The sequence below is a fragment of the Mucilaginibacter gossypii genome (assembly GCF_900100945.1).
GTDB classification, from domain to species: domain Bacteria; phylum Bacteroidota; class Bacteroidia; order Sphingobacteriales; family Sphingobacteriaceae; genus Mucilaginibacter; species Mucilaginibacter gossypii.
In genome coordinates this window covers 556956-583167 of sequence record NZ_FNCG01000003.1, presented here as the reverse complement: position 1 = coordinate 583167, position 26212 = coordinate 556956, and the positions used below count along the sequence as shown (strand labels likewise).

26 protein-coding genes and 1 riboswitch are annotated in these 26212 nt (G+C 40.3%); of the genes, 16 read left to right on the top strand and 10 right to left on the bottom strand.

Annotation, left to right across the window (positions count from 1 at the left end; translation table 11 throughout):
* The first annotated feature begins 7 nt into the window (after positions 1-7).
* The 3 genes from BLS28_RS08650 to BLS28_RS08640 all read left to right on the top strand — a co-directional run bounded on the left by BLS28_RS08650 (position 8) and on the right by BLS28_RS08640 (position 2270).
* The gene (locus BLS28_RS08650) at positions 8-676 is read left to right on the top strand and encodes a hypothetical protein (RefSeq protein ID WP_091164758.1); all 669 of its coding nucleotides are present in this window, start codon (positions 8-10) and stop codon (positions 674-676) included.
* Positions 677-685: 9 nt separating this feature from the next.
* Positions 686-1261: a DUF4199 domain-containing protein gene (locus tag BLS28_RS08645; protein ID WP_091164756.1), complete on the top strand. Its 576-nt coding sequence runs from the start codon at positions 686-688 to the stop codon at positions 1259-1261.
* Between the two features lie 442 nt (positions 1262-1703).
* A complete protein-coding gene (locus BLS28_RS08640) occupies positions 1704-2270 on the top strand; it encodes a DUF4199 domain-containing protein (RefSeq protein ID WP_091164748.1) in 567 nt (188 codons plus the stop codon).
* A gap of 175 nt (positions 2271-2445) precedes the next feature.
* Here the strand turns inward: BLS28_RS08640 and rseP are convergent, their stop codons facing one another.
* The 6 genes from rseP to BLS28_RS08610 all read right to left on the bottom strand — a co-directional run bounded on the left by rseP (position 2446) and on the right by BLS28_RS08610 (position 9219).
* Complete coding sequence (gene rseP / locus BLS28_RS08635) at positions 2446-3780, bottom strand: RIP metalloprotease RseP (RefSeq protein WP_091164739.1); 1335 nt, start codon at positions 3778-3780, stop codon at positions 2446-2448.
* Between the two features lie 19 nt (positions 3781-3799).
* The gene (locus BLS28_RS08630; RefSeq protein ID WP_091164735.1) at positions 3800-4987 is read right to left on the bottom strand and encodes a 1-deoxy-D-xylulose-5-phosphate reductoisomerase; all 1188 of its coding nucleotides are present in this window, start codon (positions 4985-4987) and stop codon (positions 3800-3802) included.
* Between the two features lie 6 nt (positions 4988-4993).
* Positions 4994-6493 (bottom strand): GH3 auxin-responsive promoter family protein, encoded by a 1500-nt coding sequence (locus tag BLS28_RS08625; RefSeq protein WP_091164731.1) that lies wholly within the window; start codon positions 6491-6493, stop codon positions 4994-4996.
* A gap of 2 nt (positions 6494-6495) precedes the next feature.
* Positions 6496-7197 carry a hypothetical protein gene (locus tag BLS28_RS08620; protein WP_091164727.1) on the bottom strand — a complete coding sequence of 234 codons (702 nt, stop codon included), beginning with the start codon at positions 7195-7197 and terminating at the stop codon, positions 6496-6498.
* Positions 7198-7202: 5 nt separating this feature from the next.
* A complete protein-coding gene (locus tag BLS28_RS08615; RefSeq protein WP_091164724.1) occupies positions 7203-8171 on the bottom strand; it encodes a glycosyltransferase family 2 protein in 969 nt (322 codons plus the stop codon).
* Positions 8172-8268: 97 nt separating this feature from the next.
* Positions 8269-9219, bottom strand: coding sequence for a glycosyltransferase family 2 protein (locus tag BLS28_RS08610; protein ID WP_091164720.1), 951 nt, complete (start codon positions 9217-9219; stop codon positions 8269-8271).
* A gap of 217 nt (positions 9220-9436) precedes the next feature.
* Here BLS28_RS08610 and BLS28_RS31315 point away from each other — a divergent pair, with 217 nt between their 5' ends.
* From BLS28_RS31315 to BLS28_RS08580, 6 genes are all read left to right on the top strand, one after another.
* Entirely contained in the window at positions 9437-12040 is a 2604-nt protein-coding gene (locus BLS28_RS31315; protein WP_176844411.1) for a M1 family metallopeptidase, read from the top strand.
* Positions 12041-12270: 230 nt separating this feature from the next.
* The gene (gene thrS, locus BLS28_RS08600) at positions 12271-14196 is read left to right on the top strand and encodes a threonine--tRNA ligase (protein WP_091164716.1); all 1926 of its coding nucleotides are present in this window, start codon (positions 12271-12273) and stop codon (positions 14194-14196) included.
* 1 nt (position 14197) lies between these two features.
* On the top strand, positions 14198-14764 hold the full coding sequence (gene infC, locus BLS28_RS08595) for a translation initiation factor IF-3 (RefSeq protein WP_090525629.1): 567 nt from the start codon (positions 14198-14200) through the stop codon (positions 14762-14764).
* A gap of 81 nt (positions 14765-14845) precedes the next feature.
* Entirely contained in the window at positions 14846-15046 is a 201-nt protein-coding gene (rpmI, locus tag BLS28_RS08590; RefSeq protein WP_090525627.1) for a 50S ribosomal protein L35, read from the top strand.
* 81 nt (positions 15047-15127) lie between these two features.
* Positions 15128-15472 (top strand): 50S ribosomal protein L20, encoded by a 345-nt coding sequence (gene rplT, locus BLS28_RS08585; RefSeq protein WP_022829871.1) that lies wholly within the window; start codon positions 15128-15130, stop codon positions 15470-15472.
* Between the two features lie 58 nt (positions 15473-15530).
* The gene (locus BLS28_RS08580) at positions 15531-16625 is read left to right on the top strand and encodes an acyltransferase family protein (RefSeq protein WP_176844410.1); all 1095 of its coding nucleotides are present in this window, start codon (positions 15531-15533) and stop codon (positions 16623-16625) included.
* Positions 16626-16692: 67 nt separating this feature from the next.
* On the opposite strand, the gene BLS28_RS08575 is transcribed toward BLS28_RS08580, so the two are convergent.
* Positions 16693-17427, bottom strand: coding sequence for an SRPBCC family protein (locus BLS28_RS08575; protein ID WP_091164707.1), 735 nt, complete (start codon positions 17425-17427; stop codon positions 16693-16695).
* A 65-nt stretch (positions 17428-17492) separates the two neighbouring features.
* The gene (locus BLS28_RS08570) at positions 17493-18752 is read right to left on the bottom strand and encodes a serine hydrolase (protein WP_256337378.1); all 1260 of its coding nucleotides are present in this window, start codon (positions 18750-18752) and stop codon (positions 17493-17495) included.
* 42 nt (positions 18753-18794) lie between these two features.
* Positions 18795-18988: riboswitch (cobalamin riboswitch) on the top strand.
* A gap of 120 nt (positions 18989-19108) precedes the next feature.
* Between BLS28_RS08570 and BLS28_RS08565 the strand changes: the two genes are divergently transcribed.
* The 4 genes from BLS28_RS08565 to BLS28_RS08550 all read left to right on the top strand — a co-directional run bounded on the left by BLS28_RS08565 (position 19109) and on the right by BLS28_RS08550 (position 23226).
* Positions 19109-21061: a TonB-dependent receptor plug domain-containing protein gene (locus BLS28_RS08565; protein ID WP_176844409.1), complete on the top strand. Its 1953-nt coding sequence runs from the start codon at positions 19109-19111 to the stop codon at positions 21059-21061.
* Positions 21062-21112: 51 nt separating this feature from the next.
* Positions 21113-21685 (top strand): DUF6580 family putative transport protein, encoded by a 573-nt coding sequence (locus BLS28_RS08560; protein ID WP_091164698.1) that lies wholly within the window; start codon positions 21113-21115, stop codon positions 21683-21685.
* Between the two features lie 85 nt (positions 21686-21770).
* Entirely contained in the window at positions 21771-22457 is a 687-nt protein-coding gene (locus tag BLS28_RS08555; protein WP_091164694.1) for an SIR2 family NAD-dependent protein deacylase, read from the top strand.
* 55 nt (positions 22458-22512) lie between these two features.
* Complete coding sequence (locus BLS28_RS08550; protein ID WP_091164690.1) at positions 22513-23226, top strand: Dph6-related ATP pyrophosphatase; 714 nt, start codon at positions 22513-22515, stop codon at positions 23224-23226.
* 226 nt (positions 23227-23452) lie between these two features.
* Here the strand turns inward: BLS28_RS08550 and BLS28_RS08545 are convergent, their stop codons facing one another.
* Together BLS28_RS08545 and BLS28_RS08540 are read right to left on the bottom strand one after the other, a co-directional pair.
* Positions 23453-23701 carry a hypothetical protein gene (locus tag BLS28_RS08545; protein WP_091164687.1) on the bottom strand — a complete coding sequence of 83 codons (249 nt, stop codon included), beginning with the start codon at positions 23699-23701 and terminating at the stop codon, positions 23453-23455.
* Between the two features lie 7 nt (positions 23702-23708).
* The gene (locus BLS28_RS08540) at positions 23709-24410 is read right to left on the bottom strand and encodes a DUF3291 domain-containing protein (protein ID WP_091164683.1); all 702 of its coding nucleotides are present in this window, start codon (positions 24408-24410) and stop codon (positions 23709-23711) included.
* A gap of 74 nt (positions 24411-24484) precedes the next feature.
* On the opposite strand from BLS28_RS08540, the gene msrC reads away from it, so the two are divergent.
* From msrC to BLS28_RS08525, 3 genes are read left to right on the top strand one after another with little or no spacing between them, the layout of a single operon-like run.
* A complete protein-coding gene (msrC, locus tag BLS28_RS08535) occupies positions 24485-24961 on the top strand; it encodes a free L-methionine (R)-S-oxide reductase MsrC (RefSeq protein WP_091164677.1) in 477 nt (158 codons plus the stop codon).
* Positions 24961-25611, top strand: a complete 651-nt coding sequence (locus tag BLS28_RS08530) for an alpha/beta hydrolase (protein ID WP_091164673.1) — start codon at positions 24961-24963, stop codon at positions 25609-25611. Before msrC ends, BLS28_RS08530 begins: the two co-directional genes overlap by 1 nt.
* Positions 25608-26210, top strand: a complete 603-nt coding sequence (locus BLS28_RS08525) for a DNA-3-methyladenine glycosylase (protein ID WP_091164669.1) — start codon at positions 25608-25610, stop codon at positions 26208-26210. Before BLS28_RS08530 ends, BLS28_RS08525 begins: the two co-directional genes overlap by 4 nt.
* Positions 26211-26212: the final 2 nt, after the last annotated feature.

Sequence of the window (26212 nt, the reverse complement as noted above, 5' to 3'; positions counted from 1 at the left end):
CATACCTATGATCGATCCAAAAATAGAAACCGCCTTTATAGCAGCGCTTGAGGCTTTTTCAAAATACAACAGCTTTGATGCAACCCAGTTAACCGACGAGTTTGGCGACGTATTTGCATCTGACGAAGATTTTTTATCTAAAGTAGATGAGCTTGATGCGGTTTTTGATGAAAACCCACAAGTAGAAGAACTTCGTGAAATCTTCTTCGACTTGCTGATGATCAACTTCTTTAGCGCAGACGTTAAAAAACTGGAAGAAGATTATCTTGATACACCGGAGTGGGAAAGCATTGAAGAAGAAACACTCGACCGTGGTACTGAACTTCTTAATCTTTTACTATATCTAAACGAGTGTGAAGACGAAGATATTGAACCGGAACTTGAAGACTACCTGAAGGAGTTTTTATTGGTTGATGAAGATGAGTTCCAAGATGAATATCGCATTTATGAGCCGGTTATTGCCAATCAAATCCTGATTGAAAGCCCGGCATCTGAGATCAGTAAAGTAGCAACAACGCTTCCTGAGGATTCAGAGCTTAAAGAACTGTTTTACCCAATGATGTGCTTTTTCCAAAATATCGATCCATCTGATGAGGAGAAAAAGGAGATTGCCGATAATGCCATCAACAAGGAATTTGATATGGCTGTTTTAGAAATTTTAGTTAGTTTTCAATAACCCTCTTAAATGAGCGCACAATTAGAAAGAACCATAAAAATACGAGGACTTATCAAAGGATTGATTTTAGGTGCAGTATTGGCTGTTGTAAGTATTATTTATTTTTATTTTATGGTAAGTGTAGCATCGGCTGTCGCAATAACAGTTGGTGCAATACTTTTCACGTACATATTTCCGATAGCTATTGCTGCTTTGTTTTGCATAAATCTGAGGAGCAAAGTGGGCGGGTATTGGACAATGAGGCAGGCCGCCACCGGAATTTTCATTATGTTTTTCATTTCAAACCTGACCATATTTATACTACGTGATCAGATATTTGCAAACGCTATAGAACCGCAAATGGCTCAGAAAACTAAAACAGCTATGGTTACCGCTTTGAATAAACTGAAAGAAAGCACTGCTAAACCGGAAGAAAAGAAGGAAGCTGACGCCAAGATTCAGGAGATGGAGAAAAGCTTTCAAACCGGAAAAAGCGTTACCATAGGGCAGCAAATCCAGTCGTTAGGTATAAGCATTATATTTTTGTTTGTTTTATCGATAATTTTCGCAGCCTTCTTTAAACGGGAGCCAGCAGGATCCGTTTAAAGAATAAAACATTAATTGTATAACAAAACAGGCCTTTCAAATTTGAAAGGCCTGTTTTGTTATAGCAAATTTGAGGAGTTAAAACCAGGAAAAACGCATCTAAATGGGGTTAACACATTTTAAATATAACGAATGCAAATAATTGATAGTCAATATTTTGAATTTTTAATGAGTTAACACTAATTTATTTTTCGGAGTAATTAAGCACATCCGAATGGTTGTGCCTGTTGTAGGTACCGAGGCGGCTTGGGCGTTAACCTACTTCAGACCATAAAACAAGTATCTAATGGCTCATTTGCATAATAACCTTTTCCTTAAGCATATTTAACAACAAAATATCGGCGATAAATATTTGAAATACGTTTGTCTGGGTAAAAAAATAAACATATACATGATATAGGATAATTAGTTAATTTTAACCAAACACTAAATAACCTATATCATGGAAATAAAAAAAGCGAGCCCGTCGCAACCAGCCCTGAAGTGGGCGTTAATTAACCTGGTAACCTCAATAGTTATAACTTACGCATTTCAGTTTCTGGACCTTGACCCCAACTCATCTCTTAAATACCTCAGCTTTTTGCCCTTCATCGCTTTCTTGCTGTTAACACAAAAAGAATACAAAGACCAGCTTGGCGGATATATTACCTATGGAGAAGGTTTCTTATCCGGGTTTTTATATGCGATTTTTACAGGAGTTTTCGTGGCGGTATTCACTTATGTGTATTATGCGATATTAAGTCCGGAAATGGTTAATAAGGCTCTAACTGCTTCGCGCGCACAAATGGAAGCAAAAGGAAACCTGTCGCAGGACCAAATAGACAATGCCTTAAGTATGGTGAGTAAATATTTTGCGGTTATAGCAACCGTAAGTGTGGTATTTATATACGCCATTTTCGGCGCTATAGTAAGTCTGATCTCAGCAGCGGTATTTAAAAATGAAAGATCACCTTTTGACAACATTTCCGATAATTACGAAAATCCGAAACCAACTGATCCTGCGGTATAAAAACAAGCTGAAAGCAGAATGCTCAAAGCTTAAAGCTAATTCTAATTTGTACAGCTATTCAATTGATTGATAAATTCATATAATACAAGAAAGGCCTTTCAGTGGTTGAAAGGCCTTCTTATTTCATATGCTTGGGAGGCAACTAATCTCTAACATCCAATCACTAATCTCTAAATCACTTCTTCATTACCAGCTTCACAATATCGTTACCAAAAACAAATACCATAAGGGTAACTAATATTACAAAGCCTACAATTTGCGCACGTTCAAGGAACTTATCGCTTAACGGTTTGCCTTTAATCATTTCAATGATCAGGAATACCGCGTGGCCTCCGTCAAGAGCTGGAATAGGCAAAAGGTTCATTAATGCCAATACCATCGAAAGGAAGCCTACCAGTGTCCAAAAGTGAACCCAATCAACAGTACCACCAAACAGGTTGGCTATAGCTACCGGTCCGCTTACTGCTTTGCCCGGGTTAACATCACCTCTGAAAATTTTGCCGATTCCTTTGGCATTATCTCTGAAGGTTCCCCATGCTCTTTGCGCCCCTATAGGGAAAGCCTCGAAGAAACCATATTTTATAGTTTTGATATCCGGGAAATCGCTTTTTGCACGGTAAAAGCCCAGCTTTCCTTCTGGTGTAACCTGTGCCTTAAGTGTAACCAATTCATGGTTACGTTTTATACCTAACTCGACCTGTTTGCCTTTGTTGGCCGATAGCTGAGCTTGTAATTCATCCCAAAATACAACCGCATGGTTATTCGCCATCACAATACTGTCACCCTTTTTTAAACCTGCTTTTACAGCGTTACTGCCTGGCTCCAACGAATCAACAATGAACTTAGCACGGGGCAGGCGACTGATAAAACCTTCAATGTCATGATCGTTCAAATCGTTTAGGATGGTACGCGGGATGCTGATCTGCAAAGTTTGGGTGCCGCGTAATACGGTAAATACAGTGTTATCCAATAGCACTTGCGGGCTTGTAAGGTCATCAAAACGCTCGAAAGGCTTACCGTTGATAGCGACAACCTTGTCGCCTATTTGAAGGCCTATTTTTTTACCTACTTCGCCAGGTACAATACCGTATTTTGCTGCCGAATTAGGTATATAACTATCACCAAAACGCATGGTTAACACCCAAAATATCAGGATCCCCAATATAACATTGACAGTAACACCGCCAAGCATCACAATAAGGCGTTGCCAGGCTGGTTTTGAACGAAATTCCCACGGCTGCGGTGGACCAGCCATTTGCTCTGTATCCATCGACTCATCAATCATACCGGCAATTTTAACATAGCCACCAAGCGGTAACCAGCCAATGCCATACTCAACGCCTTTATATGTAAATTTAAACAGGCTCACGTTCCATGCATCAAAAAACAGGTAGAATTTTTCTACCTTGATGCCAAAGGCACGTGCCGCCAGGAAATGCCCCAGTTCATGCAGGATTATCAAAATTGAAAGGCCCAGTATAAGCTGGCCCACCATGATCACTATACTCATTATTTATATTTATGTAATATTAAAACTGTAATGCCTTTGAGGGCAATTGCTGTATATAATTTTGCGCAAAGATGCGTGTTTCTTTGTCAGTATTCAAATAGTCTACTAAGGTAGGGTTTGCAACGAAATTTATTTTCTGCATGCACTCTTCAATGATACTGCTCATGGTTAAAAAGCCAATTTTACGATCAAGAAACCCTGCAACAGCTATTTCATTGGCGGCGTTAATGATGCAAGGCATATTACCGCCCTGCTTTAAAGCAGTATACGCTAAGCTTAGATTACGGAAAGTTTCCATGTCTGGTTTTTCGAAAGTAAGATTAGGGTAATCGCTAAAGCTGAAACGTTTAAAATTCGTTTCGATCCGGTTGGGATAGGTGAGGGCATACTGTATAGGCAGCTTCATATCGGGCAAACCCAATTGTGCCTTGATTGAGCCGTCCCTGAACTGCACCAGTGAGTGAATAATAGATTGCGGGTGAACTACAACTTCAATCTGATCTGCTTCAACATCAAACAGCCATTTAGCTTCAATTACTTCAAGCCCCTTGTTCATTAACGATGCTGAATCGATGGTGATTTTGGCGCCCATTACCCAGTTTGGATGTTTAAGCGCGTCTTCGCGGGTAACGTTAGCTAAGAAATCAAGACCGCGGCCGCGGAAAGGCCCGCCCGATGCGGTAATGATCAGTTTTTCTATCGACTTATACTCCTCACCAACGAGACTTTGGAATATTGCTGAGTGCTCCGAATCAACCGGTAGAATCTGAACTTCATTTTGTTTCGCCAATGCGGTTATGATATCGCCGGCAACAACCAATGTTTCTTTGTTGGCCAGGGCAATGTCTTTACCCGCTTTAATAGCTGCAATAGTTGGTTCAAGCCCTGCAAAGCCTACCATGGCAGTCAGCACAACCGCAATTTCGGGATGCGTTACTGTATCAATGATAGCCTGGTGACCGGCAAGTACCTTTATGGGCAAATGCGCTAAAGCCTCTTTAACTTCCTGGTATTTGCTTTGATTACAGATAATAGCATATTCCGGCACAAACTCAATAGCCTGGCTAATGAGCAAATCGGCATTGGAATGTGCTGTGAGCAAAAACGCCCTGAATAAATTGCTGTTCCACCTTATAACATCAAGTGTTTGTGTACCGATGCTGCCTGTTGAGCCAAGAATGGCAATGTTTTTTACCTGGTTACTCAATTATCTTTATTTTATAAAACTCTTTAATCCTTCGGCAATCTTCCTGTCGTTTGATAGCCTTGGTACTTTGTTTTGCCCGCCAAGCTTGCCTTCCGAACGCATATAATTTATAAAAGCATCTTTTTGCAGGCTTTGGATCACCAAAGGTTGCAAAATGTTACCTTCAATCAGGTCAAAATAGTAAATATTTTTATTCTGCAACGCTTTGTCCACTTTTATGGCGAAAGCCTGAAGATTGTCAGGGGCTGTACCAAACTCAATAAACCATTCATGGTAAGGTAATTGCCCCGCTGCCGGGTTAACCTGGGGTGCAACGGTAAATTCAACTACGTCAATGCCTTCTTCTTTAGCCACACTCATTAATGCATGCTCCACTTCTTCGCCTATAACATGTTCGCCAAAGGCCGATATATAGTGCTTGATACGGCCGGTTACGACAATACGATACGGATCTTTTGAAATAAATTTAATCGTATCGCCAATGCTATATCCCCATAAACCAGCGCTGGTGTTCATGATGAGCGCGTAGTTTCTATTCAACTCTACATCTTTAATATTAATGCGGGTTGGGCTTTCATTAAAATACTCATCGGATGGGATAAACTCGTAGAAGATCCCAGAATCAACTAATAATAAAAGGCCTTTTTCTTTTTGCGAATCCTGGAACGCGATAAAGCCTTCGGATGCCGGGTAGGTTTCTATCGAATCGATCTTGAAACCGATACTTTCCTCAATACGGGCGCGGTAAGGCTCATAGTTAACCCCTCCGTAAACATAAAGCTTAAAGTTTGGGAAAATGTCTTTTATCTTTTTACCACCTGCTTTAGCCGAAAGCCTGTCGAAATACATCTGGCACCAGGGAGGGATCCCGCTGATGAGGCGCATATCTTCATTAAAAGTTTCGTCTACAATGGCATCAACTTTTTGTTCCCAGTCTTCTATGCAGTTGGTTTCATAGCTCGGCAGGCGATTTTTTTGCAGATAAGCCGGAACATGATGTGCAACTATGCCCGAAAGCCTGCCTGTTGAAATGCCATGCTTTTCGGCTAAAATGGGACTGCCCTGCAAAAATATCAATTTGCCATCAACAAAATCAGCGTTACCGGTTTCGTGGATATAGCTTAGCAAAGCATTACGTGCCGCTTTGATATGCTCTGGCATGCTTTCTTTAGAGATGGGGATATATTTTACACCGGATGTTGTACCGGATGTTTTGGCGAGATAAGCAGGTTTGCCGGGCCATAGCACATCCTCCTCGCCATTAACCACTCGGTCGATATAGGGGCGAAGGTCTTCATAGTCATGTACAGGCACCAATCGCTTAAAATCCTCGTAGTTGTTGATCTTTTCAAACTGATGATCTTTACCAAAACTGGTGTCTTTGGCCACATGCACCAGATCTGTAAATGCCTTTTGCTGAAATGCAACCGCGTTTTTACGGACCTTATTTAATTCCCGATTAACAAAGGCAGCAAATACTTTACTTAATGCAGATTTAAATCCCATTTTTAATTGGTTTCAGATAGGTCATCATCCACATCAAGGTGGCTATAAACCAGTTTGCGATAGGCTGCCATTAAAATTATGTTAGCAAATGGAATAGCTATTATTAACCCTACAACGGTAATTGCTGCAACCAGCATCAATATTTCGATTATAATGAAGATCAAGAAATATTTTAAAAAATTCCCCTTTATCAAATAAAAGCTTTGTTGTACTGATTCTATCGGCCCCGACGCGTCATCAACAATGAAACAGGTGCAAATAGGAAAATAGAACAGAAAAAAAAACTGAACGACAAGTCCGATAATAAATTTGAAAAAATCCTGGGCGAAACCCTCTTTTAAACCTTCAACCAGGTGGGTTGCAAAAACGGCTAATGTACTCACCAGTACTAGTAACGTAAGATAGCTTACCAGCATCCTGATTTTAGGAATGATCTCGCTAAAATCAAAATCATAGTATTCTTTGTCCATTAATCTGAATACCAGCTTTATAAATGCTAAGAATATGAAAGTTATTTCAACCAGTAACACAACAAAGCCAATAGAACTCACCATTGCATTATCATCAAAATAAAATACGGCAAAGCCTGATATGAACACAAATATCATGGCAACTACCGAATAGACCGAGATTATGGCAAAATTCTTCTTTAAAATATTCCATGCGGTTTTAATGGTCTCCGCTACAGAAAAGGGGTGGTACATATTGCTTATGATCTACTTAAAACTTTCCGCTTCCAAAAATCCTGTATAAATCCTAACCCGTAGGCAATAAGTTGTGTGAAGGCAGCTATAATGCTCAAAAATGCGATTTTTACCGATTTATTTTTCCACCAGGCATGGAAAAAAATTAACAAAGTGAAAATCAACAGTATAAAATTACCTACAGGTGCTAAAACAGAGCCAAATAGGTTTAGAATAATAGTAAGGATAACACCCACTGTAAAAGCAGCCGGAAAAAAATGTACCAGCTTTAACTCTTGAGGAAAAAACTTAGATATGTTGATGCGGGCCCTCCCAAAAAAGTGCAGTTGCTTATAAAACTGGTAAAAGTTAGTACGCCGTTTATGGTAAACAATAGCGTCGGGAATCAACCCAATTTTAAAGCCTAGTGAATGGATCCTGATACTGTATTCAATATCTTCACCAAGACGGGTAATAATAAAACCACCTGCTTTTTCCCAGGCCTGCCTTGAAACACCCATGTTAAAACTACGCGGGTGAAACTGCCCTATACCTTTTTTATTACCACGAATGCCTCCGGTAGTAAAAGGGGAGGTCATAGAATAGCTTATGGCTTTTTGTGTAGGAGTAAAAGATTCATGTGCACCATCGGGTCCGCCGTAGGCATCAAGGTAATTTGCCGCTAACGAATCATTAACAATTTGCAGGTAAGCAGGAGGGATCAGGCAGTCTGAATCAAAAATTACAAAGTAATCGCCTTTGGCACGCTCAAAACCAAAGTTACGTGCAAAACCCTGGCCTTCATTCTGTTTTTTAAAATAACGCAGGTTAAGTTTATCGGTAAAGGTATTTACTATGGCTTCAGCATCATTTACAGAACCATCTTCAATAACCAAAACCTCAAAATTGTGATAGGTTTGCAAGGTGAGGCTTTCCAGCAGTTCTTTTATTTCCTGCGGTCGGTTATATAAAGGAATGATGATGGAAAAAAACATGTTTTTAGAATAGATGTGAGATTTGAGATGTTAGATATGAGACAGGAGGCAAGTATTCAAAAAGTCTCAAATCTCATATCTAACATCTCAAATCTAATTAAATTGTTTCCTCAATTTGGTAATGATTGCGTTCGCTTGCGCTGCGCGATACAAGCTCGGCAACAAAGCCCGTTAAAAACAATTGCGAGCCCAATATAATGGCTACCAGTGCTATATAAAATAACGGGCTCGTGGTTACATCCCTGTATTTTAGATTGTGTGCTATATTGTAAAGCTTTTCCCAAATTATCCAGATGGCCATAACCAAACCCGTAAAAAAGCTTAATGTGCCCAGCGTACCAAAAAAGTGCATCGGACGCTTGCCAAATTTACCTACAAAGAATATCGAAAGCAGATCGAGAAAGCCATTGATAAACCGGCTTAAGCCAAACTTGGTTTTGCCATATTTGCGGGGGCGGTGCTCAACAACCTGTTCGCCAATTTTGGTAAAACCTGCCCACTTCGCCAGCACCGGGATATAACGGTGCATTTCGCCATAAATCTCAATGTTTTTAACTACAACATTACGATAGGCTTTTAAACCGCAATTAAAATCATGCAGGTTATGGATGCCACTCATACGGCGGGTTGCCGCGTTGAATAGTTTAGTAGGTATAGTTTTGCTCAGCGGATCGTGCCTTTTTGCTTTCCAACCCGAAACAAGGTCATATTTCTCTTCAATTATCCGGCGGTAAAGTTCTGGGATCTCATCCGGGCTATCCTGCAAATCGGCGTCCATGGTAATCACCACATTGCCTTTTGCAGCAATAAAACCTGTATTAAGGGCTGCAGATTTACCATAATTACGCCTGAATTTAATGCCTTTGATAAAGGGATTACCGGTTTGCAGTTTCCTGATCATTTCCCATGATCCGTCCTTGCTGCCATCGTCAACCAAAATTATCTCGTAAGTAAAACGGTTTTCGTCCATTACCCGGCTAATCCATGTGGTTAATTCGGGTAACGACTCTACTTCATCGTAAAGAGGTACTACAACTGATATATCCATTTATTAGGGCTGCGATCAACGACTGTATGTGCCGTAAATCATCCGCAAAAATATAAAAAATAGGGATTGATTTGCAACAATGTATCAACGGTCATTTTAGCAAAATAGTTTACTAGTAATTGTTATAAACAAATGAGCCTGATACTACGTAACCAAGCAATTACGTTTCAAGTCAAATATATTTTAATATCTTTCCCTCACAATTAAAACACAGTTAATGAAATTCTACAAAGCCGCGTTGTTATTGGTTTTAGGCATTTATGCCGGTGAAGTAAAAGCACAAAATGCAGATCAGGCAGCACCTAAGTATGATCAGCATAAAGTATTTAACCCTATATTTTACCCTGAAAGGGGCGGTGAGTTCAGGACGGCCAGTGGTGCTCCAGGTCCAAAATACTGGCAAAACCGGGCCGATTATAAGCTTGATGTTACGCTTGATACCGCTAAACACCGGATAGAGGGCAGTACTTTGATTACTTACACTAATAACAGCCCGGATGCGCTTGGCTTTTTATGGCTCCAGGTAGATCAGAATATCTATAAAGAGGATTCACGCGCCGAAGCTACAAGCAATGTTTCGGGTGGAAGGTTCGCAAATAAATCATATACAAAGGGTGCCGAAATAAAATCGGTTTATATCATTAATAAAGGCAAAACGCTGAAAGCCGATTACCTGATCACTGACACCCGTATGCAGATCAAGCTTAAAGATTCGTTACGCGCGGCAGGGAGCAAATTGCAGATCAAAATAGATTATGGTTTTGATATTCCCGAATATGGTACCGACAGAATGGGCCGTCAGCATACTAAAAATGGCTGGATCTATGAAATTGCGCAGTGGTACCCACGCATGGAAGTTTACGACGATGTAACCGGATGGAACACCATACCATATCTTGGTGCAAGCGAGTTTTACCTGGAGTACGGCAATTTTGATTATACTATTACCGCGCCTGCAAGTTTGGTTGTAGCAGGATCGGGCGAACTGCTTAACCCTGCTGAAGTATTATCACCTACCTCGATAAACCGCTTGGCCGAAGCCCGTAAGAGTGATAAAACAGTTATCATCAAAGATTCGACTGATATTTTACGTAATAACGATTACCCGAAAAAGCCGACGCTTACCTGGCATTTTATGTGTAAAAACGCCCGTGATGTGGCCTGGGCTGCGTCAAAAGCATTCATTTGGGATGCTGCGCGGATCAATTTGCCGAGTGGTAAAAAAGCTCTTGCACAATCAGTTTATCCAGTTGAGGCTAAAGGGAATAATTCGTACGGCCGCTCAACCGAATATGTTAAAGCCGCCATTGAATTGTATAGTGATAAATGGTTTGAATATACTTATCCTGTAGCTACTAATGTGGCCGGTATAGTAGGAGGGATGGAGTACCCGGGTATAGTATTTTGTGGCTCAAATAATCAAAACGGAGGTTTGTGGGAAGTTACCAATCATGAGTTTGGTCATAATTGGTTCCCGATGATTGTTGGATCAAATGAGCGTAAATACGCCTGGATGGACGAGGGTTTTAACACCTTTTTAAATAATGTTGATACCAAGGTATTTAACAAGGGTGAATACTATGAAAAGCCCGATCAGCAAAAAAGTGCCGCTTATTTATTTAGCCCAGGTGCTGAGGCTATTATGAACACGCCCGATGTGATACAGGAGGATTTTTTAGCAGTTGCTGCTTATGAAAAACCGGCGTTAGGATTAACTATTTTACGAGAACAGATCTTAGGTGAAGAACGTTTTGATTATGCATTTAAAACCTATATCAAACGATGGGCGTTTAAACACCCAACTCCTTGGGATTTTTTCCATACGATGGATAATGCCGCAGGTGAGGACCTGAGCTGGTTTTGGAACGAATGGTTTTTCACCACCTGGAAAGTTGATCAGGGTATAAAGGATATTTCATATCCTGATAATGATGCCACCAAAGGTGCTATGATCACCATTGTAAACCTGGAAGAAATGGCATTGCCGGTTACCATATCAATTAAAGAAGAGAACGGAAAAACCGGCATTGTAAAACTTCCGGCTGAGATCTGGCAGCGCGGCGATACCTGGACCTTCCCGTACAAATCGACCTCGAAAATTGCTTATGCAACCATCGATCCTGATCATAATTTACCTGATGTTAACCCCGAAAATAATTCATACAGCGGGCTTCCAATTCCACAAGGCACAACTGCAAGTACTGTGATCAAGGCGTATTTAGATGCCATTGGCGGTGCCGACAAACTCAAGAATATTCGCGATCTGCAAACATCGGCAGTTGGCAATATACAAGGCGCTGATGTGCAATTGGTAACCCGGTATAAAATGCCTGATAAGTACTACCAGGAAGCAATAGTACCCTCATATAATAACCTTGTTGTGTCGCATATAACACTTAATGGCGATAGCATAAAAGCAAGGCAGGTTAACAGGGATGTACAGCTTGATGATGCAGCTAAAAAAATGATCAAACTTAAAAGCCGCCCGTTTCCTGAACTTGATTATGAACGGATAAATCAAAACATAACGCTGCAGCCTATTTTAAGAGTGGTAAATAACGAGCTTGCCTACGAGGTTGATATCAATATAGGTACCGAGATTCATATCCATAATTATTACAGCCAAAAAACAGGACTGAAGCTTAAACAAACCATTGAAGGGGCAAATGACCTGACTGTTGAGTTTGGTAACTACGAAGGAATAAACGGAGGTATTAAAATTCCGTTCTCTGTAAAGGCCATCCTGGTTGGGCAACCAATTGAATTTAAGGTTAAAGAAACATCTGTTAATTCAAATCCGTCGAACGAGGCTTTTAAGTAGGCTCAATACATAAACTGATGGGGCATCTTCATTTTCAATTTATATGAAAATGAAGACGCCCCATTTTATTTTCTATGGTGTGAGTCTGAAAATCCCTATCAAACAAAAATTTGAAACTGCTTTGATGTTAAATGCTATTTAAAATTCTATTTTTGTACCCACAAAATGAGGGTCACTTTGTAGGTGACCGTTTAAACGTAATTTTATAAAACTTTAAATCATAGTTGTAGATGATTAACATTACACTTCCCGATGGATCCGTTCGTCAGTATGACAAAGGGATCTCTTCCATGCAAATCGCCCAGTCGATTTCTGAAGGCTTAGCGCGTAACGTATTAGCAGCCGAAGTTGACGGCCAGGTTTGGGACGCAAGTCGCCCCATTGAGCAGGATGCCCATGTTAAATTATTAACCTGGAATGATGCCGATGGCAAGTCAACTTTCTGGCATTCATCGGCCCACTTAATGGCCGAAGCTTTGGAAGCCCTTTATCCGGGTACTAAATTTGGTATCGGTCCGGCTATTGAAACAGGTTTTTATTACGATGTTGACTTTGGCGACAAGGTTTTATCTTCTGACGAGTTTAAGCAGATAGAGGATAAAATGATTGAACTTGCTAAAACTAAAGAGGAGTACATCCGCAAACCGGTGAGCAAGGCTGATGCTATTGAGTATTTCACAGAAAAAGGCGATGAGTACAAGCTTGACCTGATCAAAGACCTGCCTGATGGCGCTATTACTTTTTATTCGCAAGGTAATTTTACCGACTTGTGCCGCGGGCCTCACATCCCTAACACAGGTTTTATAAAAGCGGTTAAGCTGATGAGCCTTGCCGGTGCATACTGGCGTGGTGATGAAACCCGTAAGCAGTTAACCCGTATTTACGGCGTTACTTTCCCTAAAGCCAGCGAGCTTACCGAATATCTGCACATGATCGAAGAAGCTAAAAAGCGCGATCACCGCAAACTGGGTAAGGAACTGGAGCTGTTCGCCTTTTCTGAAAAAGTAGGCATGGGCTTGCCATTGTGGTTACCTAAAGGAACTGCATTGCGCGAACGCCTTGTGAACTTTTTACAAAAAGCACAGGTAAAGGCAGGTTATGAGCAAGTGATCACTCCGCATATCGGTCATAAAAACCTGTATGTAACATCAGGTCACTACGAAAAATATGGTGCTGATTCATTTCAGCCGATAAAGACCCCGCAGGAAGGAGAGGAGTTTTTCTTAAAGCCGATGAACTGCCCTCACCACTGCGAGATCTATAAAACAAAACCGCGTTCATACAAAGATCTGCCGGTTCGTTTTGCTGAATTTGGTACTGTGTATCGTTATGAGCAAAGTGGTGAGTTGCATGGTTTAACCCGTGTGCGTGGCTTTACACAGGATGATGCCCACTTGTTTTGCCGTCCGGACCAGGTAAAGGATGAGTTTAAAAAAGTAATTGACCTTGTATTGTATGTATTTAAAGCTTTGGGCTTTGAAAACTACACTGCGCAGGTGTCGTTACGTGATCCTGAAAACAGGGCAAAATACATTGGCACAGATGAAAACTGGGCCCTGGCAGAAAGCGCTATCATTGAGGCTGCAGCCGAAAAAGGATTGACTACAGTTGTGGAATTAGGTGAGGCTGCGTTTTATGGCCCTAAGCTTGATTTTATGGTGAAGGATGCCCTTGGCCGTAAATGGCAATTGGGCACTATCCAGGTTGATTATAACCTGCCCGAGCGTTTTGAGCTGGAATACACTGGAAGCGATAACCAAAAACACCGCCCGGTAATGATCCACAGGGCTCCGTTTGGTTCGATGGAACGCTTTATAGCGGTATTAATTGAGCATTGCGCCGGTAATTTCCCGCTGTGGTTATCGCCCGAGCAGTTCATTATACTCCCCATATCAGAAAAATATGAAGAATATGCAAAAAAAGTTTCTGATATATTAAAAGATTCCGATATTTGCGGGCTAATCGACTTCAGGGACGAGAAAATAGGCAGAAAGATACGAGATGCTGAAGTCAAAAAAATCCCTTACATGCTGGTTGTGGGCGAAAAAGAAGCTGCCGAAGGCTTGGTTTCTGTACGTAAACACGGTACCGGTGATTTGGGAAGTATGAGCATAGAAGATTTTAAAGAACAAATAATTAAAGAAATAACAGTATAACTTGGCATTAAACAAACCTTTCAATAGAGGACCAAGGCTTCCTTTTAAGAAAAAAGAAGCCGAACATAACATAAACCAATTCATTAGGGCTCAGGAAGTTCGCCTTGTAGGTGATAACGTTGAGCAGGGAGTTTACTCATTAAGAGATGCCCTTGCAATAGCGCAGGAGCAGGAATTGGATTTGGTTGAAATATCTCCTAATGCCGTACCGCCGGTTTGTAAAGTAACTGATTACAATAAGTTTATTTACGAGCAAAAGAAAAAGCTTAAAGAGATAAAAAGCAATGCCAAGCAAACGGTTATCAAAGAAATCCGTTTCGGACCTAACACTGATGACCATGACTTTGAGTTTAAATTAAAGCATGCCATTAAGTTTTTGGAAGCTGGCGAAAAGGTAAGGGCTTACGTACACTTTAAAGGTCGTGCAATTGTTTACAAAGAACAAGGCGAGATCTTACTACTTCGCTTTGCCCAGGCATTAGAAGAAGTTGGTAAAGTGGAGCAGTTACCAAAGCTTGAAGGAAAAAGGATGTTTTTAACCCTTGCACCAAAGGCAGCTAAAAAGTAATTAAATAACCTCGGTCTCAAGATCGGGGTTTGAAAATAAAACGTTGAGAAACGTTAATATCTAACACAAATAAATAGAGTTATGCCAAAAATGAAAACCAATTCCAGTGCTAAAAAGCGCTTTAAGCTTACTGGAACAGGTAAAATCGCAAGAAAAAACGCATACAAAAGCCACATCTTAACTAAGATGTCGACAAAACGTAAGCGTGCCCTTGGTCAAACCAGCTTAGTATCTGATGCCGACATGGGTAACGTAAAACGTATGCTTTGTATCGGAAAGTAATTCACAAATTTTAAAACCAGGTATTAGAGTTTTAAGTCCGGCACACGAGATGCAGGCACTCACTACCAAAAAACACACAAGATGCCACGTTCAGTTAACGCAGTAGCGTCGAGAAGACGCAGGAAAAGGATCATGAACCTCGCCAAAGGTTATTGGGGTTCACGTAGCAAGGTATACACCATTGCAAAAAACACAGTTGAAAAAGGTTTACAATACGCTTATCGCGACCGTAAAACCAAAAAGAGAGAATTCAGGGCTTTATGGATCCAACGTATTAACGCAGGTGCCCGTCAGCACGGAATTTCTTACTCTCAGTTAATGGGTAAATTAGCCGCTAAAGAAATCGGTTTAAACCGTAAAGTATTGGCCGACTTAGCAATGAACAACCCAGACGCTTTCAAAGCAGTTGTTGATGCAGTAAAATAATATCGCATTGTAATGCATGAGAGAGGCCGCAATTTGCGGCCTTTTTTGTTTTAATTATTTGAGTATCTATTTTTACGGTATGACATCACACAAGGAGGGACAGCCTGTCTTATCCAGCTTATTGCGCAGTAACTATTATTACTCCTTAAATGGATTTCGCGGCATTTCAATTATCCTGGTTGTATTTTACCACCTTCAGTTATCTGATAATCATTTTTATACTACAATATTCAATGGTGGGTTGGGGGTAAACATTTTCTTTGTAATAAGTGGTTTTTTAATTACGAGCCTATGTTTAAAAGAAAAAGAAGTAACAGGTGGCTTATCGCTAAAAAAATTTTATATCAGGCGTTTTTTGCGAATATTTCCTTTAGCCTACTTATATATTGGAGTGGTGTTTTTATTAAACCATTTCTACAGTTTAAACATTTCCTGGATTCAATTTTTTGGCTCTGCATTATATCTAATGAATTTTAGCTATTTCCGCAGCCATGATTTCACTTATTACTTCAGTCACTATTGGTCATTATCGGTTGAAGAACAATTTTATCTCCTTTTTCCTTTTATTTTAAAGATCAACAGAACTGCATTTTATTATATCATTATCAGCATTGTATTCACATTGCCGCTATTGTGTACAGTGCAACAGTTTGTTCCCGTTTTGAATCGTGGCATTATTTACGGTTTTACTCACTATTTTATAAAGTTTCAATCAATTGGTGTCGGCTGTTTTTTTGCGTTGATGGCGTCCAAAGAAACTTTGAAGGTAATTTGGCTCAAACAAACAAAGGTAGCCGGCAATATTTTGGCTATAATATTAATGTTTGGATTACACTTTGACGAATTTTATACCTTAAAATCACTGTACGTAAACCTGGCGATTTCGGTAATTACTGGCTATTTAATTTTAAGCAATATCATACCCGCAAACGATTGGATTTTTAAGGTGTTAAACAATAAATTTCTGTCATTTATTGGTATTCTATCGTATGGCATATACATATGGCAGCAGTTATTTACTGGCCGGGATAGTAAAATGCTATTAAGCATATTTCCTTACAATGTATTGAGTTTGATTACTGTCCCTTTATTATCGTATTATCTTTATGAACGGCGTTTTCTAAAACTCAAATCAAAATTCACCCGTAAATGATGCTATTGTTGTGAGATATAAAGGCGCTCGCATTACCTGAGCGCCCTGGGGTAAAGGTGTTATTTTTTTATTTGACGACAATTACTTCAACAAACTCATCCGGATCGTTATTGATATCCATATACTGTTTAAAGTTCTGAATATCTTTATCAACCATATTTTTGAATACCGGGTTTAGTATTTTGGCTATGCCTGCGCCTACACCGCCTGCCGGGGGCTGATAACTGATCACCACATCAACAATGGTACCTTGTCCGTCAACCGTATCCTGAAAACGAATTTTACCCGCATTATTAATCATCGAATCAGACAGCGAACTCCAGCCGATCACTTCATTAGGTTCGTCATGGACAATTTCGGCATGCCAGCTGATTGTAGCTACATTTTTGGGAAGCTTCAAAACCCAGTGTGAATATTTAGAGTCGATGACCTCCACACTTTCCAGGTGTTTCATAAAAAGGGGCAGGTTATCCAGCTTGCGCCAAAATTCATAAACCTTTTGCCGGGGTTTATTCACAATAAACGACGAACGAATATTTACGTTTATGGGATTGGTGGATAGTTTACCAATACGTTTGTAAAGCTCACAATGCCCTGTGATGCCCCTGTTTAACAGGTAGCCACCTGCGCCTATCTTAACAATGCTTGCAAACGGGTTCTTGAAAATGTTTTTAAAGCCAGAAAAGCCGAGTTTCATGCCTCCCGCTATAGACGTAAAACGCTCGGGCCAATTCAGATTTATACGGTCGTCGCCGTAAAGCACGGGGTAGTTGTCGGTATATTTTACTATTGTAGTTGCCATAGGTTTTTAAATAGTTGTCGTTTTTAAAACACCCTTTGCGCTACTAAGTTTCCCCGAAGTGAATTTTATTGCTTTTGACTATAGTTAAATTTAAATTTAGTTAAATCGGGTAGATGCTTTTTGGGACGTTTTAACTCATATTGATATATTACCTGGCCAAGGTTTTTCAGGAAAGGCAGGCATACAGTGGCGTACTCATATTTATTATCATTCAGTACGCCATCTTCGTTTGACTGTACAACAGCACTGAGTATAAACTCTACCTTATTTTTGAAATCTACGATATAGGCATTATCAATATCATAACCATAACTGTCGCCAACTTTATTGAAAATCCTGATATTGGGGTTAATAGCCGCTGTACTATCCCCGCCATAAAACAAAAACTTACAATAAGCCGGGAAATATTCAGGGCGGTTATAGGTGGGTTTGGTGTTTTCGGTAGGGAAGGTGCTCATGTAACGGTAAATGAAGCGATAATCATCCGCAGTTAAATTGAAGCGTTGTTTTTGAGGAAAAGTTTCCGGAAATAACAATCTTTTAAGTACCATCTGCTGATCGGCGAGGGCATAAACGTTCTTTTCAGAAAAGTCAAGCGGTTTATTCACAAGCCGGTCGCTGCTATCTAAGTAGGCTTTGCCCTGAAGCATGTTTTCCAGGTTCATGGGATAGTTTGAAGCATCATATAGTGTAGGCTTGTGATAAACCAATTTATCGTCGTTGTAAAAATTGATAGGGTTGGTGTGCTGGGTACTTTCTCCCGCATCGCCAATAGCCAGCCTGCCTACAATACGAGTGTTATTAAGGTGATATTTTTTTAGTTTTTGATTGATCTCCGCCCGGCCAACAAATTCGTACAGGCGGTTGTACGCATCGTTATCGCTCACCAGTAAGATTTTTTTAATGTAGTTTTCAATAGATGGGAGACCTGTTGCAGATGATGTGTCCACACGTACCTTGGTTTGGCCGGCAAATGAACTATCTGTAATCATCACCGACTTGGGGTTTAAACCTTGCACCTTCAGCTCATTCAACTTTTCAAGGGCAAATATGGCTGCAGGGAGTTTTACTGTGCTTGCTGGATAAAAATAATGATGCGCATTAACGCGATAACTGTATGAGGTAAAGTGAGGAATATTGTTTCTATCCCTGTCTATCCGGGTGTATAGTATCTGTACTTCATTTTGTGTGGGGTGGTTTAGGATACCTGAAAATAATTCAGGATGTTCATGTAATAAGCCCTTCAGAAAAACGGTATCGGGTTGTTGGGCAAAACCGTTAAGTGTGCTCATGATCAGCAGTAAAATACAGAGATATTTCATCATGATAAATATAGTTATGTAATTTGAGGTTAACGGATACTTATTGTACTTTTGCAGCGCTTTAGGTTTCATTATTTGCTTAATGAATTAAAAGGGAATACGGTGTAAATCCGTAACTGTCCCGCAGCTGTAAGTTCCATAACCGTTGCCAAATCTATAAAGTCACTTTCTGTAAACAGGGGGGAAGGCCAGGCAAAAGGGGAGCAAGTCAGAAGACCTGCCAAGGCGTTATATGTTATTCATAGCTTTCGGGGATTGAAGCTTGAATGTGAATGCTCTTCGTTTGGCGTGTTTTCATTTTATTCATTTCCGTGTATGCTATTAAGGCTGCATTATTATTTTACACATATCAATCATACATGGAAAAAAAGTACGCTAAAATTACTTTGGGATTCGGTTTGTTAGCTGTTGGTTTATCTACCTCAGCAGCATATGCACAGGATACCACACGCACACTCAATACGGTAGTAGTAACTGCAAGCCGTTCGCCTAAAAAACTGTCAGACATTGGCCGCGTTGTTACAATAATCTCTGCAGATAAAATCAATAAATCGCAGGGTAAATCATTACCTCAATTATTAAATACGGTTGCCGGTATAACTTTTTCAGGTGCAAATAATGCCCCCGGTATCAGCACATCGGTTTTCCTACGCGGAGCTTCAACTGGCAATACCCTTATCCTGGTTGATGGCTTCCCGGTAAATAACGCATCCGGTATAGACGGCAGCTATGATCTTAATGCCCTTTCGGTGGATTTGATAGATCATATCGAGATTTTGAAAGGAAGTGGTTCAACGCTTTATGGTTCTGATGCTGTAGCAGGCGTTATTAATATCATCACAAAAAAAGCTAAACAACAGGGATTGACCGGTGGTTTGCAGTTAACAGGCGGCAGCTATAATACGTTTAAAGAGTCGGCCTCATTAATTGGACAGGTGAAAAATACAGGCATAGCCATTAACCTGTCAAATACCGATTCAAAAGGCTTTGCCGCGGCTACAGATACCACTGGCAAAGGCGATTTTAAGAAAGATGGTTTTCACCAACGTTCGGCCAGTGTGAACCTGAGCCAAAATGTCTCATCTAAATTTATTCTTAATGGAAACCTGCAGGTAAGCCACAACACCGGCGACCTGCCTTATGGTGCTTTTACTAATGATAACGATTACACGTATAAAAACACATTTTTATTTGGTGGCGTAGGTGCAAAACTGATTTTGCCTAAAGGTAACCTCAACGTGAACCTGTCGCAAAATACGGTTCAAAATGATTTCACCAACCTTCCGTCTGACAATGGCGGAACCCACCAGGTTACAAAAAATACAGGACGTATAACCAATGCCGAAGCTGTGTTTAATTATGAATTGAATAAGTATTTTGATATTACCAGCGGCGCGGCCTTTAAATACAGCAACACAAGCCAGTACAGCTTGTATGAGTCGACAGCTTATCCGGGTGTGCCAAGCATTATTAAAGCCGGCGATGCTGCTAATAACATCTTCAGCGCTTATACATCGTTGTTTTTTAAATACGATATCTTTCATATGGAGTTAGGCGGCAGGTACAATAACCATAGCAAATATGGCGATAAGTTTACCTACACCATCAATCCATCTTTATACCTTGCCGATCAGTTTAAAGTTTTCGGTACAATAGCTTCAGCGTTCAGGTCGCCTTCGCTATATCAGTTGTTTTCGCAATATGGCAATCCTAAATTAAATCCCGAGATTACCACATCATACGAAGCAGGTTTTGATTGGGAAATTGTTAAAAATACATTGTCATTCAATACGCAGTTTTTCAAGCGTAATACTAAAGATGTAATTTACTTTTTCTCTGAATCGCAGCCGCCGTACGCTTCTTTCTATAAAAACGGTCAAGAGCAAAAAGATAAAGGCTTTGAAACTGAGTTAAAATATCGCGACAGCAAAATACATGCATCTGCGTATTACGCTTATGTAACAGGTAAACTTACCGATGAAGCCGGAGTTCAAACCAGTAACCTTTACCGCAGGCCTAAGAGCACTTTTGGGGCCAATATCAGCTATGATGTTTTAAGTGATTTCGAGGTAGGCGTTAACTACAAATATACAGGTAGCCGTACCGATCAGGATTTTTCAACTTATCCTTCACGTGTGATCACGTTGAAACATTATAACCTGGTAGATTTGCATCTGGAATACAAGGCAACTAAAAATTTAAATGTTTTTGGTGACTTGAACAACGTTTTGGATACTAAGTACGTAGACTGGTTAGGATATAACACACGCGGTATCAACTTCATGCTTGGCGCCAGGTATCAAATTAAATAGCGTTTGCTTATTATTCGGATTATTAAGTAATTTTACGCCATATATAAAATCATGACCGCAAAAGATAACACCAACCGCAACCTGTTCCTGATCCTGATGATCCTGGTTGCTGCCGCATTCAGGCTTTTAGCATTTAAGTATAAAGAATTGAGTAATTTCAATCCGGTAGGTGCTATTGCATTATTTGGCGGTGCTTATTTTACCTCAAAGTGGAAAGGTTATGCAACAGTGTTGCTTACGCTGTTTTCAACCGATATCATAATCAATTACCTGTATACTTCAAAGTTAACTTTATGGTATGGTGGAGCAGTCTGGGTTTACCTATGCTTTGCATTCATGGTACTTGTTGGTACTATGCTTGAAAGGGTAAATGTTGTTAGTGTGCTTTTAGGCTCAATCGCTACAGTTTTGATTCACTGGTTAATTACTGATCTGCCATGGTTATATGGTACAGCTTATCCGCATACTTTGGCTGGGTATGGCGAGTCATTGGTCAAGGCAATTCCGTTTGAGAAAAATATGGCATTGGGTACATTAGTATTTAGTGCAATACTTTTTGGCGGCTTTGAGTTGGCGAAAAATAAGTACACTTTTTTGCAGGACAAAAAGCAATTGGCTTTATAATATAAAAGCATTTAAATTTAAAGCGGATTGTTGAAAAACGATCCGCTTTTTTTATGGCCTAACCAGCCTTTCTACTTAAATCAAAATGAAAAACATAGTAATATTGACCGGAGCTGGTATCAGTGCTGAAAGTGGCTTAAAAACATTCAGGGACAGCGATGGCCTTTGGGAGGGTTACAATATTGAAGATGTAGCCACACCCGAAGCCTGGGAACATAACCCGGTTAGGGTGCAGCAATTTTATAACGAGCGCCGTAAATCTGTATTGGAAGCAAAACCTAATGCGGCCCACTATGCACTTGCTGCGCTCGAAGAAAAGTATACGGTAACCATCATTACTCAAAATATAGATGACCTGCATGAAAGGGCTGGATCAACTAATGTGGTGCATTTGCACGGTATTATTACCCGTTCGCAATCAAGCGTAAAACCCGAGCTTACTTACCCTATTGACGGCTGGGAAATTAAAATGGGCGAGCTTTGTGAATTAGGCTCGCAATTGCGTGCACATGTAGTGTGGTTTGGCGAGCCTGTGCCAATGATAGAACATGCAGCTGCGATATGTGTAGGGGCTGATGTATTTATGCTTGTCGGTTCGTCCCTTGCTGTTTATCCGGCCGCAGGACTTATCGGCTATGTAGATCGTGAGGTGCCGAAATATATCATCGATCCCAATATCCCTTCGGTAAATGTTAAAGGGCCTGTAATTAAAATCCAGGAAAAAGCTACAGTTGGTGTGCCGGCCCTCGTAAATGAATTGCTGAAAGATTAAAATCATTAATTCATTAATTCTCTAATTCAATAATTAAATAATTAAATAATTAAATATGAAGTGTATCTTCAATTGGAGCGGCGGTAAAGACAGCGCCCTCGCTTTATATCATTGCCTGCAAAATCCGGATCTTGAAATCGCCTATCTTGTAACTACGATCAATGATGCAGCCGACAGGATTTCCATGCATGGTGTAAGGACGGAATTACTGACTAAACAAGCAGAAGCTATCGGCATTCCATTATATCAGATCCGCCTGCCCGAAATGCCGGGCATGCAGGAATATGACGATGTAATGCGATACCATTTAAACCGGTTTAAAAATGAAGGTGTAACCCATTCCGTTTTTGGAGATATATTTTTGCAGGACCTAAAAGATTACCGCGATGCACGGTTAAGCGAGGTTGGGCTCAGAGGTATTTACCCCTTATGGAAAAGGGATACCTCCGAATTGATAAATGAATTTTTGAACCTCGGTTTCGGAACTGTGATAGCCTGTACCCAGCAACGTTTGGAACGCATTGTTGGTAAAGAGATCAGCCGCGAGTTAATTGATGCGTTGCCTGACGATGTTGACGTTTGCGGCGAAAACGGGGAGTTCCACACCTTCACTTTTAAAGGGCCAATATTTAAAAACCCAATTGAATACAAAACAGGTGTGAAAATTTTTAAGGAATACGCCGCGCCGAAAAACGCCAATGATTCCTGCGTTTCTGCTACCGATACCAAACCTTCCGGTTTTTGGTATTGCGACCTGTTATTGGCTTGACCTTTCATTTATTCCATTAAAATCAACGCAGAATAAAATTTTGTTTTATATTATAAAATATTAATTATCAATATATTAAGTTTGTTTTATTAAATATATTATTTATATATGGTGTGAAATAAAGACAAGCATAATTTAAAAAGACTTTATTTTGCCAAATTAAATTCTGTTTAGAATAATACTTGTTTGTAAAAATCTGATTATCAACAGTATTAATGACCTTATTTCAATAGTTGTATCTAAAATAAGCGTCTTTATAATCGTTACGCATGTCGATAAATCGGGCAGCTATCTTTTTTAAAAACTCTTCATCAAGCAACTCAAAAACACTGTTAACCCCCTCGGTTAAATCCATTTCCGGGATCTTGTAACTCTGCTCAAGGGAACCCTGCTCTACCTTTACAATAAACTTATTGTTCATATTCAGGATAGAGATTTTAAAATCGGGATGGGGAAGTTCTGCAATAATTCTCATGTCTGTTTTATTTATTCAATAAACCGTTCAGCGGATCTTTTCCGTAAATGGTGCCAAAGCTCGCGATTGGTTTAAACCGCGCAAAAAGCTCTTCGCTATACCAGCCTTCGCTTCTTGTCTTTTTAATTACTTCGGCATGTTCGGGGCTTTTATATGCAAAAGCTTTGACGTGTTCCAGGCTTTCCCAAACAGAAAATGTAGCTTGTCTGTATACCGGAGCTTCGCCAACGCCAAATGAATTTATATATCCGGGAGCGGATGTCATTATGTTTGCAACGGTATCTACATTAGCCCAGAAATTCTTTAACCTGCTAAGTTTGATTGTTGCGCGTGTGAGTACGGCGACTGGGCCATTAATGTCGCTTGCATCGGGCTTGCCGAATGGCTCTTTTCCATCCCAACTCCCGTGGCTTTGCAGGGGCTGACAAATCATAGTCCAGCTTTCAGTACCTAACAGCTTCCACCAGGATGGGACGAACGACCTGTTATAAAATGCGTCAAAATTTTCCCTGCTATCCCAGCAAGCCAACAAGCCCCATTGTTGCCAGTCGGGTTCAAGGTCAAATGTTCCGTTTTTTCCAGAGCCAAGAAGTTTGTAAAAACTGCATCCTTTTTGCATCAATAGGGGAAGGCGATGAATAGCCATAGCCAACAGGGCAAAAGGAACAAACAGTTTGCGGTAGCGGATTATAGTAAGGCTAACTATCATGTAAATGCTAAATAAAAGATTAAATATGATATTTGCCTTATTTAGTTTCAACGTGGCATCCTTACTTTTACATCATGGCAGAAGATCTAACAATAAATACATCGACCGATAAAGCAGAGCAATACGCAACACTTGTCCCTCAAGTAGAAGCGTTACTTTATGGCGAACCTGACCTCGTTGCTAATATGGCAAACGTAGCGGCAGCCTTAAAAGAGCAGTTTAAATGGTTTTGGGTAGGTTTTTACCTGGTTAAAGAAAACGAATTGGTTTTAGGGCCATTTCAAGGGCCGGTTGCGTGTACCCGTATTGGCTTGGGGAAAGGTGTTTGCGGTACCGCTTGGCAGCAGGCTAAAACTTTGATTGTGCCGGATGTTGATGCATTTCCTGGGCATATTGCCTGTAGCTCACTTTCCCGCTCGGAAATTGTAGTGCCGGTATTTAAAGATAACGAAGTTGTAGCAGTGCTGGATGTGGATAGCGAATTACTTGATCAGTTTAATGAAACCGATGCGCAATATCTTGAACAAATAGTAAAGCTTATTAATTTTTAATGAGCAGGATCTATCTTATTGCCGGTCTCGGTGCTGATACGCGTGTTTACAACAATATTAACCTCAGTGATGAGCATGAGGTAATTACGGTAGACTGGATAGAACCGGCTTTTGTTGATACTTTAACTTCATACTCACAAAAGCTTATTTATCAATACAATATTAAATCAAACTCAGTACTGATCGGCAACTCCTTAGGCGGGATTGTCGCTGTTGAAATAGCGAAGCTCATCCCTGCCGAAAAGGTTATTTTGATTTCCAGTATTAAAACCAGTGATGAGGCGCCATGGTATTTTAAACTCTTTCACGCGCTGCCTGTTTACAAACTTGTCCCGCGAAAAGTATTTAATTTGATGGGTTTTATGATCAAACCTTTGTTTGGTCACATGAGTCAGGAGGATGCCTGGTTATTTAGCAATATGCTCAAAAGATCATCGCCGGTATTTATGAAATGGGCTATGTATGCCATTTTACACTGGAAGAACGAAGTTATCCCGCCAAACCTCTATCACATCACCGGTGATATGGATTTGGTGTTTGATTACAAAAGAATAAAAAACGCCACCATTGTTAAAGGAGGTACACATATCATGATCTTTGACAAGGCAAAAGAGATTAACAAATTATTGAAGGGGATCCTGAAAAAATGAAAATACCTGAAAGTTATTACCTGGGTAACGATGTTGTAAGTATCAGTAAAGATCTGTTAGGTAAGTATTTATTTACTTGCATTGATGGTATAACAACAGGAGGATATATTGTTGAAACAGAAGCTTATAACGGTGTAATAGATAAAGCTTCTCACGCTTTTGGTAATCGACTTACCCCCCGGACTAAAACCATGTTCATGCAGGGGGGGATTGCATATGTTTATCTCTGTTATGGTATTCATGAAATGTTTAATATCGTTACCTCAAGCGATGGGCATCCGCAGGCAATTCTTATCCGGGCTATTCAGCCTACCGAAGGAATTGAAGCAATGCAGGTACGGCGCAACATGCCGGTTCTTAAGCCAACCATAACTGCCGGGCCCGGTTCGGTAGCCAGAGCTTTAGGCATTTCGCGCATTATCAATGCGTTTAGTTTGCAGGGCGATACGATCTGGCTTGAAGACCGAGGCCTTCACTTTCCGGATAATCAGATAAAAACCGGCCCACGAATAGGAGTGGCTTACGCTGCTGAAGATGCCTTGCTGCCTTATCGTTTCTATGTAAAAGGCAATATTTACGTGAGCAAGCCCAACAAATAAGC